The sequence below is a fragment of the Streptomyces sp. SCSIO 30461 genome (assembly GCF_037023745.1).
In the GTDB taxonomy this organism is placed as follows: Bacteria; Actinomycetota; Actinomycetes; order Streptomycetales; family Streptomycetaceae; genus Streptomyces.
In genome coordinates, this window is record NZ_CP146101.1 from 3979973 (window position 1) to 3997974 (window position 18002).

Below are 18002 nucleotides of genomic sequence, written 5' to 3' on the forward strand. Positions count from 1 at the left end.
TACCTGGACCTGCGCCACCAACTCACCTACCACGGTTGCGGGGAGATGTCCCGGGGCGAGGGCTGTGAGCACCCGTTCACCTCCGTGGGCAGCCGGAAACCCGCCTCCGACGAGGCCCAAGGCCTCAGCTGTTCATTCCCATGGCTGTGCGGGAGTGCCATCCGGGTCCAACCCATGTGGCCAGCGCTCCTGCAGGAACTGCCAGAGCCCGCCGAAGTCGGCAACGCATCGATAGAGGACTTCTGCGGCGTCTTGGTTTCCTGAAGCCTCGCGCATCTGCGCCACAGCGACCAGAGCGCTGGTGTTCCCAGCCTCGGCGGCCTGCACAGCGAGGGCCTCGGCGGCCTTTTTGTCTCCAGCCTGTTCGCGCATGCGTGCCAGGGCGACCAGAACGCTGGTGTCGCCAGCGTCTGCGGCTTGTCGGGCCAGGGCTTCGGCCGAGTCCCGGTCTCCGGCTTGCTCCCGCATCCGTGCCAGGTTCATTCGGCCGTCCGGAATGCCAGCGTCGCTCGCCCTCTGATAGAGGGCTTCAGCTGTGACAAGGTCGTTAGAACTCTCGCGGATCCACCCCAGCGCCACCAGTGCGACTCTGTAGCCGGCATCCGCGGCGCGCTGGTAGAAGGCCTCGGCAGCGCCTATATCCCCGGTACGCTCTCGCCGTCTTGCCAAGGCAAACAGTGCCTCCGGGGTGCCGTCGTCGGCGGCCTGGAGAGGTAAATCCTCGGCCGATTCCTGGTCCCCGGCCCTCTCGTGCAGCTGCGCGAGCAAAAAGAGAGGCACCTCGCTGGCGTCCGCGACCTGTCCACCGGAGCTTTTGGTTGTGCTCTCTTCGTGTGGCTTTCTCCGTTCAGGTGCCACCACGATGCTGGCGAGATTCTTGGCTCGTTCAGCGAGAGCAGGCCCGTGCCTGCGGGCCTGATGTCGGAGGTGCAATGCCCAATGGTTGCGGTAACGGAATCGCGCTGCTTCAGCGAGATTTAGCAAGTCGTCCATGTCGGTGAGATGGGTGTGGGCAGCTTGCCAGAAAGAGGCGGGTGGGCACAGGCGTCGGCGGGTGGCGCGGCCGTGTTGTTCGAGGTAGTCAGCAAGTCGGAATACCGGCCCCGCTGTCGGGTGGGGGGGCGTGGCGATTGGTGGAGTTCCGGGCGTGCGGCGCTGGGGGCGGGGGCTGGCGCGGCGTAGGGGGGCTTGCTTCCCATGAACCAGGTGTGCAAGTTCAGCGAAGGCAGCTTCTGCCCAGTCGTCGGTGAGCTGGTCGTGGTCGATGTCGGAGAGGTAGTCGAGGGCGGCGTCGGTGAGGAATGCCTGGGGGAGGTGGAGGGCGACGCCGAGGCGGCGTGCGTCCATCGCCGCTTCCAGTACGGCTTTGGCGGCCGGGGTGCCGCTCTGGTAGCGGTGCAGGAGTTCGGGGGCTCCGGCCAGGTCCTGTGTCAGGCGTCCGTCGGCACTGGCGCGGTTGAGGGCGTCGGCCAGCAGCCGGTCGCCGCCCTTGGCGAGGACGTTCGCAGCGGCCAGAGCCGGAGCATCGAACGTGTCGGGGACCGTGAGGGTGCGGCCGGTAAGCAGTTCCCGGACCCGGCTATGCGGGTCCGGCCCGTTTGGGGTGGGCAGCGCGGTGTACTGGGCGGCGTACTCGGGCCACAGCGTGCCCAGCACCAGCACCGGCCCACGCTCCGGCTGGACGAGCAGACTGTGCACGGCGGCCGCGATCCGTTCGCCGGTCCTCGGGTCGCCGAGGTAGTGCTGGGCCTCGTTCAGCCAGACCACGGTCCGTGGCCGGACGCGGTGCAGGTCGTCGAGCGCGGCCTCGGCGCGGGTCGGGTCGAAGGGATGCCACAGCCGCCACCCCTTCTCAGCCAGCGCCTGTGCGGCTTCCCAGCAGGCCCGTGTCTTCCCGGTGGAGGATGTGCCGACCAAAACCAGCATCCGGCTGTGGCCCTCCCCGACCTCGCGCACGGCGTCCGCCAGGACCCGGTCGTGCTCGCGGGGCACATAGCCGGGCAGGGCTCGCTGCTCCGGCGAGCCGGAACCGGGACCGGCCGGGGCGGGACCGGCCGGGTGGACTTCCAGAGCGTGCGGCTCCCACTCACCGATCGGCCTGCCCGGCCCCGACCCGGACCCCGCATCCGAGGCCGTCGCGGTCCGCTGCAGCTCCAGCAGCTCCTGCACGGGGAGTTTCAGCGCGCGGGCCAGTGCCGCCACCGTCTTTTCGGACGGCACCCGCCCGTCGGCCCCGAACGCCTCCGACACGGTCGTACGCCCCAGCTGTGCCCGGGTGGCGAGTTGCGTCTTGTCGAGCCGGGCCCGGGCCAGTCCACCGTTCAGTCTCCTGCGCAGCTCGGTCAGTGCCGGATGGTGTTCGCTCTGCTGCACGTGCTCGCCCCCGGGCCGTGATGTGTTCGCCGCTGTTCATCTTCCTCCCGGCGAACCCCGGCGCACACCGATTCCGCGACCTTCGACCATGTCAACACCTCACCGTGCGCAGGGAGCCTGCCGTGAACGTCGCCGTCGTACTGCTCACCACCGCCCTGGTCGTCGTGATCGCGCTGCTGGCCGCCGTCGGTGCCGCCGTACTCGCCCGCCTGGACGGCGCCAGCTACCCCACCGCCCTCAAGCAGGCCGCCACTACGTTTGCTGCGGTCATCACTGTTGCCGCAGCCATGACTGCAGCCCTCGCCGCTGTTTGTACATGAGCGGGTCCACCGGTGCAGCGACTCCGCGTCATAGGCAGAAAACTTCCGCGCGATGGCTCATGTGGGTTCGGGTGCAGCGATTGCTTCAGTGTCGGGTGGCAGTGGGTCAGCGTTTGACGCGGTTGCGGACGGCGAGGACCGCGAGGCCCAGAAGGACGGGCTCGGCCAGGCGGGAGGTCATCTCGATGTAGGTGCCGGCGGTGGTCAGGTCCTGGTCGGCGGAGCGGAAGACCACCGAGTTGAGCGTGACTTTCAGGGCCTTCTCGAAACGCTCGCCGGTGAACCGGTTCCCCGTGGGGTTGTGCGGTTCTTCCTTGTCGATCTCGAAGGTGACCGTGCCTCCGCCGACGGGGACGGTGCCGGTCGCTTCCTGCTTCGGGGCGTCCCTTGGGGAGGCCGACGCTCATCAGGAGCACGATGGTGACGAGCATGGCGGCGGCGAGCCAGCCCAGAGCCCGGGGAGGCGCGCAGGCCGTAGCCGGACAGCGCCCAGTAAGCGGTCAGAAGGTTTCGCTCGCTTCGGGGGATGTCGTCGGCGTGGCGGCGCATCTCCATCTCTCCGTAATAGAAGTCTGCGGCCCCAGGCTCATGCTTGCCATCCTCGAACGCTTTGCGCAGCACGCGGTACACCGGTGCCTCTGTCGGTGGGCGTACGGAGGATGACCAAGTGGCCGCCGGAGGCACGTGACCTGTGGCAAGCTCCTCTCCCTGGGGGAGAGGAACAACTGATGACCCGTTACCAATGCGGATCGTGCTCGTATCAGAGCGACCATCTCGGCGAGGCTCAACAGCACTCGCACCAGACGGGCCACGTTTGTATCGGCAAGGACGGTGCCGGGCCAGCCGGAGGTAAGTTCGGCAAAGCCAAGGTCGCGGTTAAGGTCGGCGCCAGCATTTTGGCCGCCACCACCATCGGGGTCCTCACCTGGAAGTACAAGGAGCTTCAGGAAGAGCACGAGGAGCTCCAGACGAAGCACGAGGGGCTCCTGGCTATGGCTGCCGGACTGGTCGTGCAGTTGGCGGAGTCGACGGCGGAGAACGAGAGCCTGAAGTCGGAGAACGACTACCTGAAGTCGGCCACCGGTGCCTCGAAGACGCTCAAGAGCTACGACAACTGATCGCAGCGGGCCAGCCACCGATCAGCGCAGCGGTCCGAGTTGCAGAACAGCGCGGGAACGGTCGCTCAGGCCGGGAGCTGTGACCTGGTGGTTGGGTCTGGCGGGCGGCGAGGGTGCGCTATTTTCGTGCCGTATGGAAGACACCTCCCCACTGCGTCAGGCCGTCCTCGCCTGGCTCGAACAGGCTCGGGACCTGCCCTCGATACCCCAGGCAATCACCGATGTAGCACTGTCGATGCAGCCAGAGTTCGATGCCGTGATCAACGCGGTGGCGGGCGCCGCGCCGAAATCCGAACACCGGGACCTGTACGGCAAGGCCGATGGTGACTGGGCGCCCCGATGGTCCACGCTCCTGAGCGGATCGAGGCTGGGGGACGCGACCCGTCTGGTTGCCCAGGGGGCGACGGTGCCGGTGGAAGAGGTTGCGGACAGCTTCGTCGCCTTCTGCACGGCGCCTGCGCCGGCAGTGGAGGACTGGCTGTTGCTGAGCGGCGACCTCCCCGAGGGGGCACGGATCCCGCTGGGCCGGTACACCCTGCAGACCTTCACCGCCGACGAACTGAGGCAGTTGAGCCCGATGCCCGCCCTTTACGGCCTTCAGCCGGGCGGGCTCGACCTCCGTCTCCTGGCTGGTGCGCCGTTCGTCCACGCCCCCGATCCGGACCGTGCCTCGGACCGCAGTGGCGCACCCTGGTTCGATTTCACCGGCCCGCGGCCGGAGGCCGGGCACTGGAGGGCGCTGCTGCCCCTGATCCTGTGGAGTCCCGAACTCCTGCATGTCGACGCGGTGTTCGACGTCGAACGCGGTCGCGAGTTCGGGCTGCACCCAAACCACGTGCCCACCACCCTCCAGATCTACGAGGACCATGACGGCAGGCAGGAGGAAGTCGAGGTCCGCGAGACTGGCACCTTCCACGTCACCCAGGCTCAACTCCCGCGCCTGCAAGCCTTCTGCTCCGCCGTGACCGCAAAGATCGACGCCGTCATGGACGGCGCCACCAGCAGTCGAAGGCTGCCCAGGAGGCGCGCCCTGCGCTTGGAGCGCGCGGCCCGGCACCTGCTGCAGGCCCACCAGCGCACTCACAGCGACTACGGCGGGTGGGAGCAGGAGGCTGACGAGCTGCACCTGGACTACGTCATCACGCTGGAAGCCCTGATGGCTAGCCCCGACGACAAGCACGAGGGCGTCAGCGAAAGGATCCGGTCCCGTGCAGCCGCTCTGTTCCTTACCCCGTCCCTGCGCCAGCAGGTCGAGACAATTGTGCAGGAGGCGTACAGCGCGCGCTCCAAGTACGTGCACGGGGACGTCCTCAAGGACCAGGAGGAGAGCGAGAAACTGGCCGCCCTGCGTGACCTCAGGCTGATCGTGCGGCAGGTTGTTCTGCGCTGGCTCGTCCTTACCCCCTGCGACACTGAAGACCTCGCACCCCTCCTCGACGCCGCTGCTGTCGGCACCGGCCGCGAACGCACCATCGACGAACCCCTGCGTGCCTTCTTCCGCGCAACGCCGCCGCAGGACCGCCTCGGGCTCTGAGCCGGACCACAATGCCGGTCGTGAGCAGTGCGACACGGCCCGCTGTTCCTCGGCAGGCGAATGGCAGCAGTGCGAGGGCAGTCGCCGGCGGGTGGTCCGCGTGCTGGGGCCGTACTCGGTCCTCCTCGCTGGCCCGGGCCAGGCCGGGATGTGGCAGGCACCGGCACCGGGGGGAGTCAGGTGGTGTTGAATTCCGCTACCGCCGCCGTGGCTCGCTGGTCTGCCTCTGCTTGCAGGGTCTCCCAGTCGGCGGCTGCCTGGCGTGTTCCCGCCGCGAGGACCGCGGCGCGTACGGCGGTGCGGACATCGCCGGGACCCACCTGCAGCCCGGCTCCCCTAAGGCCCTGGATTTCCGACAGCGCCTGCGCGGCGGCCTGGCCGAGGTCGGGGGCTGCCCCGGCAGACGTGCTGGTAGCGTCCCGGCACAGCACGATGACGTCGATGCGGTTGGGCTCCGCCGCTGCGGTCTTGGAGAGACTGGTCGCCACTTCGGCGACCACGGCGCGGGTGGTGGTAACGGTGAAGCCGGCGTCGGACAGCGACCGCATCAGAGCGCACCAGCCCGTGGTCTGCGACTGGTGGAAGCTGAACAGGAGGCAGCCGCCTGGCTTGAGGACGCGTCGGCACTCGCGCCAGACGCGGGCTGCGGTGGCTTGGAATCCATCAGGGGCGGCGTTCTGTACTTCTTGGACGGCCCGGGTGCTGGGCATGTCCGGGTAGCCCTGGTAGGGGCGCATGGCGCTGAGCCAGGCGTGGAAGAAGTCGGCCAGTTCCGAGTAGTGGACGTTGTCGACGTAGGGGGGGTCGGTGACGATGAGGTCCACGCTGTTGTCGGGGAGATCCGTTCGCGAGGCGTCGCCGGTGGTGGTGTAGGCCGTTGCGGGATTCCGCACGAACTGCTGCCACGTCGTGCTCAGGGGGCGGGCGACGGGCAGCGAGGACTGGTCGACGGCGAGGATCCGGTCGGCCTCGGCCTTGAAGTCCAGCGGGGTGCTCTTGTACTGGGCAGCTTTGTGCAGCCGGGTGAGCACCCCGGAGAATCCGGCCGATCCCCCCTGGGCGCCCCAGGGGTCTCCTTCGACGCTGCACCGCTCCGGTCGCAGTACGTGGTTGTGGAAGACCGAGCGGACCGGACCGGTACCCTCTCCCTTGTAGGAGCAGAACAGGTTGTGGTGTTCGACGGTTCTGCCGAACGATGCGATGAGCGCCTCGCGTTCCGCGGACGCCCCGGGCAGATCGCGCAGCGCCGCGCCGATCAGTCCGAGGCTGTAACGCTGGCGCTCGTTGAAGAACCGCTCCCAGGAGTCGTACCCCCAGCGCAGCGCCTGGATGGTGCTGACGCCTTCCTCCAGCGCGCCGAGCGGGCGTACGAGCTCATCGGGGGATGTGTCGGCGAGGGACTTCGCCGCCTTGTCGTACAGGCAGAGGTCGAAGTCGTCGATCGCCCGGTACTCACGGATGCCGTCGGCGCGCAGCACCAGCTTCGCGTACATGCGCCGTTCCGGGGCGGCGCCGTTCAGCGCGGCGATGACAGGGGTGCGGTGTCCGTGACGGCACGTCATGAACCTTCCGCGGGCGGCTCCTTGGAACGGGAAGGTGATGCCGCAGGCGGGGCAGTGCCCGCTCTCGTCCTTGCTCAGGTCGGTGACGCAGATGCCCCGGCAGCCCGGGCATATGGCCTGGGCGCGCGGGTGCCTGCGCGGGTAGGCGTGGCGGGCGAAGACCCGGGTGGTGAAGAGCTCCACGTCCTCGCCGCACTCCGGGCAGTACGCGAGGGCCACCCAGAAGTAGTGCAGGACCGGTTCGTTGGAGGCGGTGCGGTGCAGTCCCTGGACGGGGCGGGCGCACTTCCTGACGACCTGCCCGAAGAGGTCCGCGAGCACCTCGAGATTCCATGGCTGCAGCGCCTGCCGCTGGGTGAGCGTCGCGACGGGGTTGATGTCGCGGCCGACGATGGCGGCCCCGAGTTTGGCCGCCTCGACAAGGGTGGTGCCTGATCCGGCGAAGGGGTCATAGACGACGAGCCCCCGCAGCCTGGCCGCGGCGTCGGCAACGGAGTCGTCCGGCCCGGACACGGCAGCCAACAGTAAGTGGCGTGCGACGCTGCCCAGGCGCCTCGCCCACCACTTGTGCACGTAGGTCGCGGGCCGGTGCACCTCCTTGCGCCACGACTCGTGCTCGGCGATCCGGCTCCACTCCACTGGCGCCGGCCCGGCCTCGAGGAGTGAGACCGGGGGGAGGCCCGCCCCTGGCTTCTCGTTCATGTGTACGCCCCCGGTGGTCCGAACCCGGATCCACCGCCCTCGGATTGGGCCAGGAGCAGGTGACGGCCTGTCAACGTGCGTTACTGTAACGGCAGGTAGTGGGGGGATACCAGGTGGGTGATGGCGCGCGTGACGTATCTGGACTGTCTCGTCCCTCCCGACGCAGACCCGGCCGACTTCTTCGAGCGAGTGCAGGCCCTTCGCATGACGGACCGCGGCCGCACCGTCGATCTCGGCCCGCTGGACCGCGCCACCCTGACCCTGTTGTCCCACGCATTATCGAGTGATCAACGCAGCGTGTACCTGAGCCTCCCGCGCGGGCGCCACGACATGGCCGTGCTGATCGGGATCTACCTCCAGCTCATACGGCGCGGGGCAGAGCTGACCGGCGGATCACCTTGCCCGGTCCCTGACGGACCGGTGGTGATCGTCGGACTGCGCACCAACGTCACCGTACGGCTGGCACAGCTGGCGATCGGCAGGCAGAACCTCTCGCGAGCCCTGCGCATGCAGAGAATCCGCGGTGACGGGCGGGTCGTCGACCTCCAAGGAAAGATCACCAGAGCTGTCGACTCGCCCTCGGGGCTGTTCTACCTCAACACCGCGCTCGGCAGGCCCTCGCTGGGGACCAGCGTCGGCACTGTCGTCATCGACCGCACCAGCATGGCCAACGACCAGTCCTGGGAACGCGCGTTGGCCTGGGCGAGTGAGCACGACGCCGCCCGCGTCGTGGCCGTGGCCGACCTGGGCACCCAGCCGGGCAGCAGCCGGGCCTGGACGCAGTGGCCGTGGACTCCCGCGCTGCGCACCGACGTGCGGCACACTCTCGGGCACCGCCCCGCATACGGCCCCCTGACCAGCAACGCCCTCCTCGCCCACCGCCCGGCAGCCGCACCAAGCGCGGCGGTATACCGCCACGAGCAGCTCGCCGAGCTGTACCGGACGGTCGTGATGGGTGTGGTCGCAGCACGACGTGTCCACACGTTGGAGCCCTGGCCACAGCCGATCGCCGACGCTGTGCGTCTGCTCAACCTGCTGTGGTCCAGCTGGGGCTCGATCGGGAGGCAAGACGCCTGGCAGGTGCTGATGGGGCGCGGCAGCGGCGCACGGGCGCTGGCCCGCTCGGTGTCCCGCGGGACATTGGAGGGCCGCGCCGGGCCGTGGGGGCTGTTCCGCGAGACCCAATGGCCCGACCTCCGGCGTGCCGTGCTGGACTTGTATAAACTGCTGTACGACGGCAATCCGCGCTGGGACCTGCTGCTTGCGCTGATCGATTGGGCGCGGGCCGATCGGGCAGGCGTCCCCGTTCTCGTCCGCACCCGCTCCCGCTCGGCCGCCGCGGCTGTCGCCGAGGAGCTGGCAGACGCACTCGGCGGTGATGTCGACTCCCTGCTGCTCGCCCCCTGGCCCGGGCCCGCCGCCGGCGGGAGAGCCGGTGCGCTGCACGTGATGCCCTATACGGAACGCCTGGCTTGGGACGCCTCGCCGAGGTTCGAGCTTCACCTGGGTGTCCCCTCGACCTTGCGCACCGGCGTGCTGTTCTCCGGTGCTGCCGATGAACACGTCGCCGTGGTGGAGCAGAGCGAGTACACGTGGCTGGAGCGTTCATCCGGCCGCGCGCTGCAAGACTGGCACGAGCAGGTACGCCAGACCGCCGCGGTGCTCAGGCTGGGCGAGGTACCGGAGCCGGCGACGCTCCCGCTGCCCATCGCGTACGGCCCCGTCGACCTCTCCAGACCGTCCACTGCACCAGAAGAGCAGCCCCAGCGCGACAGTCGGCTCGCCCTCGACCTCTCGGCGCTCTTCGAGGACTACGACGCCCCGGCCAGGGCCATCAGCACCCCGGCGGCCCCCGGCCGCGGTGCCACAGCGGTGGCGGCGGACGGCCCGGTGCCGGCCACGGCCGTGCTCACCGAGCCCGAAGGGGCAGTGCTCTGGCTGCGCAGTGACGAGCAAGTCGATGTCCTCATCGGCCAGCGCTACGCCAGGGTGCCCGTGGCCGCGCTCACCCCCGGCAGCCGGCTCCTGCGCGCACGCGGCGACGGGCAGTCCAGACTCCACGACCGGCTCGTCATGGTGATGCACGACAGCGCCGAAGTGACCGCCATGGACACGATGATCGGCTTCTTCCGCCAGGCCATCACCACCGTGCACGAGCAACGAGGGTCGTGGCCAAACGTGCTCACCGCCCTGAAGAACCTCGGGAGCGAGGTCTCGTCATGGCAGGCCGTGAGCAAATGGGCCGACGGCAGCGTCATCGCCCCGGAGGACCCGCAAGACATCCACCGGGTTGCCCTGCTGGCCCGGGACACCCGCCTGACCGCAGGAGGCACCTGGCAGCGCCTGGCCCGTATGGCGGAGGAACTACGCCGCTTACACCGGGCGCTGGGCCACACCGCGGCGGCGGCGATGACCGAGGCCGCACGGGGCACGGAAGGCCCCGCGCTGCGCCAGCTGAAGACACTGTGCTCCGGGATCGACGTCTCGGAGGTCCTCGAGGAGTTCGACCTGGTCGTCGTCCGCAGCGTCGGCGGCCAGAAGAGCGTGTCCACAACCGTCCTGGGCCGCGTGCCAGGCCCCCGCAGCGCAAGCAGCTCACCACAGGAGGCGCCGTGAACAATGCCCGCAACAACCCGCTGGCGCCGCACCCCGACAGCGCTGCGGACAATCAGCGGGAGACGGTCCTGATCGACCACCTGACGCAGGTCCTCGCCGACAGGCTCGCCGACCGCAGCGGCGCCCCGCACAAACCCCCGTGGACACCACGCGACCACGTGGTCGTCGGAGTGCTGCCCGCCGTCGCGGTCCCGCCGCCACAACCCCCGGCACCAGACGAGGCGACGGCCGACCCGGGCCGCCGGCCCGTCGAATCCCTGCGCGGCACACAGGCGCCCCCGGTCCTGGCACTCGACTTCCGGCTGCGCACCGCCCCCGGCCGCAGGACCGCACAGCTCGCCGTCCACTGCCGATTCGCCCTCTACCTGGAGGACATCGCCAGCTACGCCGAGCACATGGAGTACCTGTGCGGCGACGAAGACGCCTCCGGCGCACAGGCCCGACCGGGAGAGCTGCTGGGCGTCTGGCGCCGCCACGACGTCCACGTGCCCGACCTGGTCATCGAAGTGCCGCTCGGGGAAGGCGACCTCGATCCGCACGCGCTCAGCGAGGCCCAGCAGGTGCTGGACCGGGCGGTCCGCCGCGCGGTGGACGCGCACTTCGCCCGCCCCGAGGCCCGTCGCCCGCTCACCGCGGGGCCGCAGAGCCGCCAGGGGCGGCGCAGGCGCAATGTGCTCCCCGCGGAGGCCATGGCCGACGAGGAGGCATTCCACCACCACGTCGCGGCACTGCTGGACCGCGACGCGGCTCCTTGCGCACCCCAGCTGGTGCTGTCCGCGCACGCCCAGGCCCTGGACGGCGGCGACCACCTCATACGCGTCTCCCTGCACAACCAGAGCGACACGGCGCAGAGCGACTGGCAGGACCTCTCCGTGTACGACTGCCGTTTCGCGGTCCTGCCCGGGGACGGCATCAGCATCGTGCCTCAGCGCTTCCACCTCGCCCCACGTGACTACCGCCTGGAGGAGCTGGCGGAGGTGATCGGTCGCGGCACCGGCTGCGCAGCAGTTCCCCACGGCGTCGGCCTTCGGACCGAGACCCTGCCCGTCCACGTCCAACGCACCGTCGTGCCTCGCCAAGCCGGGGTGCGGCACCCGCGGTGGCGCGAGCTCGCCGACGACCCGGCCCCGATCCTGGACTCCGTCGAGGTCGCGATGGCCCGCTACGCCCGGGAGTTCGCCACAGCCTGCCGTGCTGCTGAGCAATTGCCGCACCACAAGGCCATCGAAGCCGACCGCGCCCAGTTCGACGACGAGGCCAGGCGGTTCGGCCTCGGCCGCGAGTGCCTGGACCTGGACCCGGACCTCGAGCGCGCCTTCCAGCTCGCCAACGAGGTCTTCGCCCGCGTCAACGACGGCCGCCCATACGACAGTTGGCGTCTCTTCCAGCTGGTCTACATCGTCTCCCACCTGCCGGCCCTCGCCGTGCGCGAACACCCGCAGCGGGCAGACCTGCGCGCTGAACTCGACCACACCGACGTACTGTGGTTCCCCGCAGGCGGCGGGAAAACCGAGGCGTACCTGGGACTGATCCTCACGGCCCTGTTCTACGACCGGCTGCGAGGAAAACACGCAGGGGTCACCGCCTGGCTGCGCTTCCCGCTGCGCATGCTCAGCGTGCAGCAACTCGACCGCACCCTGCGCATGCTGATCGCCGCCGAAGAACTCCGCGCCGAGCGCGGGATCGGATCCCCCCACGACGACCCCTTCGCGCTCGGCTACCTGGCTGGCGGGGCGGGCAGCCCCAACGACCTCCACTGGGAGCGGGGCTGGTGGCGCGGCTGGGAGACCGAGGCCGCCGCCACCCGGACGGGGACCTTCGCCGAAGACCACCTGCGCGACCGGCTCGTGATCACCTGCCCCTACTGCGAGCGCGACAGCGTACGGCTGCGCCTGGATACCGACGCGGTCCGTCTGCACCACGAGTGCGCCGCCTGCAAGCGGATCCTGCCCCTGCACGTTAGCGACGTCGAGGTCTATCGCACCCTGCCCGCGATCGTCATCTCCACCGTCGACAAACTCACCGGGCACAGCTGGTTCCCCGAGTTCACTGCGTTCCAGCACGGACCGAGACACCGCTGCGCCGAGCACGGCTACTTCTCTTTCCCGCGTTTTGGAGCCTGCCTGGCCGGACCGAGCCACTGCACCGCGCCGAGCCAGGGCTACCCGCCGGCCCGCCCGATCAAGGACCCGGTACCGGCACTGACGGTGCAGGACGAGATGCACCTCCTCAAGGAGGAGCTCGGCGCGTTCAACGCGCACTACGAAGGCATGATCGCTGAACTCCAGTCAGGAGCAGGCAGCGGCCTGCCCAGCAAGATACTGGGCGCCTCCGCCACCATCGAGCAGTACCAGGACCAGCTCCGCCAGCTCTACGGCCGCCGCCCCCGCGCCTTCCCCGCACCGGGATGGACACTCGGCGAGAGCTTTTACACCACCACCCGGCCCGACTTCCGGCGCGTTCACATCGGCGTGCTCCCGCACAAGCGCCGCAAAGCCGACGTCGCCGCGATCGTGCAGGGCGAGCTCCTCACCGAGATCGCCCGGCTCCAGGAGGAGCCCAAGGCCCTGCGCGAGCGCCTCGCCCTGCACGGGCTACCCGACTCGGATCTCCCACGGCTCCTCTTCCCGTACGAGGTCTCCTTGGCCTATGTGAACAGCAAGCAGCACGGCACCCAGCTCGACGAGGAGCTCGGCCAGCTCTCCGACGACCTGCAGCACGCCGGACTCGACCGCGTCGAGCACGCGGTGCTCACCGGCGAAGTCCCGGTCCCCGACCTCGCCGCGGCCATCGCCCGGGTCCAACGCGAGCACCTGGACACCCCGCGAGGAGAGCGGCTGCGCGCCCTGGTCGGCACCAGCGTGCTCAGCCACGGGGTAGACCTCGAGCGCCTCAACCTCCTGGTCCTGGCCGGCATGCCGCCGACCGCCGCCGACTACATCCAGGTCACCGCCCGGGCCGGGCGGACCCACGCAGGCCTCGTCGTCACCGTCTACGACCCCGTCTCGCGCCGCGAACGCTCCATGTTCTCCAACTTCCTGAGCTACCACCGCCTGCTCGACCGCATGGTCACCCCCGTGCCCGTCAACAAGTACGCCTACTTCGCTGCCCGACGCACCCTGCCTGGCATCGTGCTGGCGCTGCTCCACGACGCCGCCCGCGACCCCGCGCTGAAGCCACCACCTGAAGGAGCCGACTACTCCAAAGACTTCAAGCGCTGGTGGAGCGCCCAACGACCACTTCTCGACCCCTGGCTGGAACGACGCATCCCAGCCTGCTACCGCGAGCGCGTGGAGGGCGTCAACGGGCGCGGCCTGGAGAACGACCTCGTTGCGCGGATCATGGACACCTGGCGGCAGGAGGAACGCCCCAACCTCAACAAGGGCGCAGAGGAAAAGCGCACCGCCTACCTGTTCCTCCAACAGCCGCTCACCAGCTTCCGCGACATCGACAAGAGCACAGCGTTCCAGTCACTGACCAGCAGCCAGGACGCCTTCAAAGCGCTCGCCACCAACACCTCCGACAGCAAGGGGGGCGAGGATGAACCGCAGCCGTAGCCAGGCCATGACCGCCTTCCTTCCCGGTGCCGTCTTCCGCCACGAACAGCGGCTGCGAGGCAGAGTCCAGGCAGTCGACGGGGACGTGGTCAAAAAACTCAACGAGGACGTCATCTACGACGAGATCTCCCGCTACCTGGAGCGCTGGAGCGAAGACGCCAGAGCCGCCCTGCCCGTGCCGCAGGGCCGACTGCGGCAGAACTTCGTCCTGGTCAGCCCCGACCTCGTCCGCTTCGAGGTGTTCCCGCTCGTCCTCGAATGCGTCCGCCGCTCCTGCCGCCGCGTGCGCACCTACGCGAAGGCCCAGCAACTCGCGGCCGACCCCCGGTGCCGCACCTGCAGCGCACCGCTGCGGCAACTCCCGTACTTCAACGCGCACAACTGCGGACGCATCCGCCCCATGTACGTGCCCAAGTGCCGTGTTCCCGCGCACGGCTACGACCACATCGTGTTTGAGAACACGGGAAGCTTCGTCACCGCCCTCTGGCGCTGCGTCGGCCCAGGCTGCGGCGGCGCGAAGCTCCAGGGCACCTCGCAGTCCCCCTGCGGCTGCGAATGGAAGGACGCCGCCGGCCGAGCCATGATGCGGGCAAGGACGTTCAACGACACCCGCGCCTACCAGGTCCACGCCCTCCAACTCGTCAACATCGACAACTCCGAGTTCCGGCAGTACCAACGCCACCCCCAGCGCGGCCGGATCGCGGCCGCCCACTACCTCAACCTGATCGACTCCACGGCCCAGGGCCTCGGCGACGCCGCCCAGACCGTCACGGTGCAGCGCCTGTCCCCGCAGGAATGGCAGCAAAAAGAACAACAACTGCGCCAGATCCACATGGGGGAGGAGGCAATCGAGCAGATCCGCAGAATGATGGGCCCCGAGCAGAGCGGCCTGGCTGCTCTGCCCAGTACGGACGCCGACAACGCGCGGTGGGAACTGCTCGGTGCAGACCGCCCCTTCGTGGAACGCGCAGCCGTCTTCGACCCCGCCCAGATCCAGCGCATCACCCTCGACGACCAGTGTGCACGCTTCGCCGAGCTCCAGGACCGGCTGGCCCAGCAGACCACGGAACGCGCCCGCGAGCAGGCCCGCACCCTGGGGATCGCAGAGATCGCCGTCACCTGGGAGTTCCCCGTAGCCCGAGTCGCCTTCGGCTACACCAGAGAAGAGCACGAGCCCGAACGGGGCGTCCTGACCGGCTTCCACAACAAGTACCACCACGACGGAAAGTACCCGGTCTACGTCGCAGCATCAGACACCGAAGCCCTCCTGGTCACCTTCTCCGCACGTTCCGTCCTGTCATTCCTGAACGCCAAAGGACTCACCGCCGGGGCGGCCGAAGACGAATCGGCGGCCCGCCGGCGGCTGCTGGAACTGTTCACGGACCAGGACGACCCGGAAGCCGCCCGCGCGGCAGCAACCGTGCACACGGTCATCCACACCCTCGGCCACCTCCTGCTTCGGTCCCTGGACGACGGCCAAGTAGGACTGGCCGAGAACACGCTCGCCGAATGGGTCGTCACGAAGGCACTCACCGTCGCCATCTACGCCGACAACGTCCGTGAATTCACCCTCGGATCACTGTGGACCCTGCTCAGCAACCGCGTGCTCAGCTGGCTGGAGAGCACCGCCGACTCCGTGCTCAGCTGCGAGAACGACCCGCTGTGCCATCAGTCCTCACCACGCTGCTGCGAACGCTGCGTCTACCTCACCTTCGGCTGCCAGCTGTTCAACGACGATCTCGACCGAGGCCTCGCCGCTGAATTCCTCCGCCACACCGCCACCTCGAGCCACACATGACCGACGACCTGCGACCGCTGGTCCCGCTCGCCCAGCTCCTGGAGCGCCTCGCGGGCAGCTACGCCACAGCCGCCGAATGGACACGGCAGGTCGCCAGAGCCGACACCCTTGACGCCCTCCGCGTCCACGGGGTCGCAGACGATCACGCTACCGCCGTACGCCAGCTCGCCGCCGAGTGCGGCCTACTGGGCTCAGGCCGACACGCAGGGCTCGTCCCCGCCCGCCTCTCCCAGCTCCAGGTCCTCCTGGACATCCTGGACGGCCTTGACCCACCGCCCGCAGCACCACCATCCGAGCGCCCCCTGGTGTTCACCACCCCCCGAGCCGCCGCCCACCTCGTAGCGCCCCCCGTCCGACGCCTGGACCTCCTAGTCCAGGACGTCATCGCCGGAGCCAACAGCGAACTCCACATCGGCGGCCCCTTCTGGAACCGCCACGGCTGCGACCTACTGCGGGAGGTCCTGCTGCCCGCCGTCGCCGAGCGCCAGGTCGCCGTCCACTTCTACGCCCACGACCCGAGCAGCCGGGCCCAACCCCTGAACGACCTCGTCAAAGACTGCGCGGACTACGGAAGAACGTCCTTGTACTGGTGGACCGGGGCCAACCCCGGCATCATGCACGCCAAGTTCGTGGTCGCCGACCGCGCCACCGGCTACTTCGGCAGCGCGAACCTGTCCTCCCTCGGTCTTCAAGAGCACTTCGAGATCGGCATGGAACTGGGAAGCACCCAGGCATCCTCACTGGTGGACCTGTGCACCCGGCTCCGCCAGGAAGGCTTCTTCGCCCAGGTCACCGAGGGGCCGGGACGCGCCCCGGACCCGCCCGTGTTCGTAGAGGCCGCCGACGGGAAACGTCGCTTCGGCCAGTTGCGATCCTGGCACACCACCAGGGACGGCCGCCGTGAAGCGGACGTGCTGTGCCGCCTCTCGGACGACGCTCCCCGGTCGGCCAGGGTCCGCGTCGATGAGAGCCGCATCCGGCTCTTTCCCGGGGTCGATTACGCCAACGTGCCGACAGACGGCGCTCGTGCGGGCGACGGCGAAACCGGATCCACTGGGTAGTTCATGCCACGAGGCGAACGGCCCGCTGCCCGCCATGTTTCAGGGGCGAGCGGGGCCGTTGCGGCGTCGATCCCCTCCAGCGCGATTCGCAAGCAACTGCAGCGCTTTCGGATCGCGGTGACGGTGGCGGCGGTGGAGGCCGGCCCGGCTTCATGGCTGGTTTGCGGCTGGTTGCCAGGGGCCGAGCTGGGCTGTCGCTGCTTTGAGCTCTTTCTCGGTGATGTTCTCGCTGCCGCTGTGGATCGCGATGACGGCGGCAGTGGAGATGACGTAGCTGAGGGCTTTGAAGTAGCCGCCGGTGAGCTGGTGCAGTTGGGCGGCGTGCTTACTGAGGGCGTTTTCTTCGAGCCGGTACAGCCTCAAGTCGGCCTCGAAGCTAGCCAGTACGCGCCGGAACATCTCCTGTTCCTCGGCCTTGAGGCCTAAGGGCAGGGGGTGCAGCCAGGTAACGGGCAGGAGCGCGGTGGGGGAGGGGGAGGGGGAGACTGAATCCGCCGGGCGGCCCGCCTGTGCGAGCCGTACTCGGTTCTCCGCGCTGACCCGGGTCAGGTCCTGGGCCAGGATGCGGGCCTGGTGCAGGAGGTGGCTGGCGCCGGTGCCGCAGAAGATGAGCGAGATGCCCAGCTTGTCGCGCAGGTAGTCGAAGTAGGGCAGCACGTTGGCCAGTTGCTGTGGCGAGGACCGGTCGATGTCGTCGACGAGCAGGAGACGGGTCTGCGCCGTCTCCAGGACGTAGTTGACCGACAGGGTCACATCCTGGTGCCTGCGCATCTCCAGGACTTCCGTGAGGCTCTTCGGCTCGGGGTTGAGACCCAGGTAGGAGCCGATCTCCCAGATCCAGTTCACCCTCGGCTCCGGGTCCGCGGGGGTGGTGATGTGCACCACCGGGATCGTGTTGGGCTGCCGGCCGTTCGTGGCGACTTCGATCTCCTGTTGGGTGGTGCGTCCGATCGCCCGCAGCAGGCAGGTCTTGCCAGTGCCCGCGGGCCCGTCGATGACATGGTCCATCAGGCCCTCGCGGCTCCCGCTGTTGCGGTGGACCGCCTCGACGACCGTCTTCTGCATGTGCGTCATCGCGTCGGTGGGCACCATCCGCAGGTGCCGGTGGTAGGCGATGGCCTGTTCGTCCGTCTTCCTGTCCTCGGTGGGACTGTTGCCTGCCGCCAGGACGGGCGGGTTCACCTCCTCGTCGACGAAGTGGGTCCAGCCGGTGAGCTGGAACAGCGGCAGAGGCCGCATCGGGGTGTCCCTCAGCTGCTGGCGCAGGCGGGCTTCACGCTTATCACGCAGTTCGACGGATGCCTTCATCACGCTTCTCCCTCATCACGGTTCCTGCCTCCAGGCCGGAGGACGCGTCCGCC

At 69.1% G+C, this 18002-nt stretch carries 10 protein-coding genes and 1 pseudogene; 7 read left to right on the forward strand and 4 right to left on the reverse strand.

Going from position 1 to position 18002, the window contains the following annotated elements:
* Positions 1-132 precede the first annotated feature (132 nt).
* Positions 133-2373 carry a hypothetical protein gene (locus V1460_RS17580; protein ID WP_338674620.1) on the reverse strand — a complete coding sequence of 747 codons (2241 nt, stop codon included), beginning with the start codon at positions 2371-2373 and terminating at the stop codon, positions 133-135.
* 122 nt (positions 2374-2495) lie between these two features.
* Between V1460_RS17580 and V1460_RS17585 the strand changes: the two genes are divergently transcribed.
* Positions 2496-2693 (forward strand): hypothetical protein, encoded by a 198-nt coding sequence (locus tag V1460_RS17585; RefSeq protein WP_199218996.1) that lies wholly within the window; start codon positions 2496-2498, stop codon positions 2691-2693.
* 106 nt (positions 2694-2799) lie between these two features.
* On the opposite strand, the pseudogene V1460_RS17590 reads toward V1460_RS17585, so the two are convergent.
* A pseudogene (locus V1460_RS17590) lies at positions 2800-3341 on the reverse strand (hypothetical protein); the annotation flags it as partial.
* Between the two features lie 80 nt (positions 3342-3421).
* On the opposite strand from V1460_RS17590, the gene V1460_RS17595 reads away from it, so the two are divergent.
* Together V1460_RS17595 and V1460_RS17600 are read left to right on the forward strand one after the other, a co-directional pair.
* A complete protein-coding gene (locus V1460_RS17595) occupies positions 3422-3811 on the forward strand; it encodes a hypothetical protein (RefSeq protein ID WP_338674621.1) in 390 nt (129 codons plus the stop codon).
* 133 nt (positions 3812-3944) lie between these two features.
* Positions 3945-5345 (forward strand): hypothetical protein, encoded by a 1401-nt coding sequence (locus tag V1460_RS17600; protein ID WP_338674622.1) that lies wholly within the window; start codon positions 3945-3947, stop codon positions 5343-5345.
* Positions 5346-5521: 176 nt separating this feature from the next.
* Here the strand turns inward: V1460_RS17600 and V1460_RS17605 are convergent, their stop codons facing one another.
* On the reverse strand, positions 5522-7609 hold the full coding sequence (locus V1460_RS17605; protein WP_338674623.1) for a DNA methyltransferase: 2088 nt from the start codon (positions 7607-7609) through the stop codon (positions 5522-5524).
* 120 nt (positions 7610-7729) lie between these two features.
* On the opposite strand from V1460_RS17605, the gene V1460_RS17610 reads away from it, so the two are divergent.
* Genes V1460_RS17610 through V1460_RS17625 form a run of 4 tightly spaced genes read left to right on the forward strand, consistent with a single transcriptional unit; the run spans position 7730 to position 16641 of the window.
* On the forward strand, positions 7730-10225 hold the full coding sequence (locus V1460_RS17610; RefSeq protein WP_338674624.1) for a hypothetical protein: 2496 nt from the start codon (positions 7730-7732) through the stop codon (positions 10223-10225).
* On the forward strand, positions 10222-13782 hold the full coding sequence (locus tag V1460_RS17615; RefSeq protein ID WP_338674625.1) for a helicase-related protein: 3561 nt from the start codon (positions 10222-10224) through the stop codon (positions 13780-13782). The genes V1460_RS17610 and V1460_RS17615 overlap by 4 nt, the downstream gene beginning before the upstream one ends.
* On the forward strand, positions 13766-15580 hold the full coding sequence (locus tag V1460_RS17620) for a hypothetical protein (RefSeq protein WP_338674626.1): 1815 nt from the start codon (positions 13766-13768) through the stop codon (positions 15578-15580). The genes V1460_RS17615 and V1460_RS17620 overlap by 17 nt, the downstream gene beginning before the upstream one ends.
* Positions 15577-16641, forward strand: coding sequence for a phospholipase D-like domain-containing protein (locus V1460_RS17625; protein ID WP_338674627.1), 1065 nt, complete (start codon positions 15577-15579; stop codon positions 16639-16641). The genes V1460_RS17620 and V1460_RS17625 overlap by 4 nt, the downstream gene beginning before the upstream one ends.
* 150 nt (positions 16642-16791) lie before the next feature.
* Here the strand turns inward: V1460_RS17625 and V1460_RS17630 are convergent, their stop codons facing one another.
* Positions 16792-17949, reverse strand: coding sequence for an ATP-binding protein (locus V1460_RS17630; protein ID WP_338674628.1), 1158 nt, complete (start codon positions 17947-17949; stop codon positions 16792-16794).
* Positions 17950-18002: the final 53 nt, after the last annotated feature.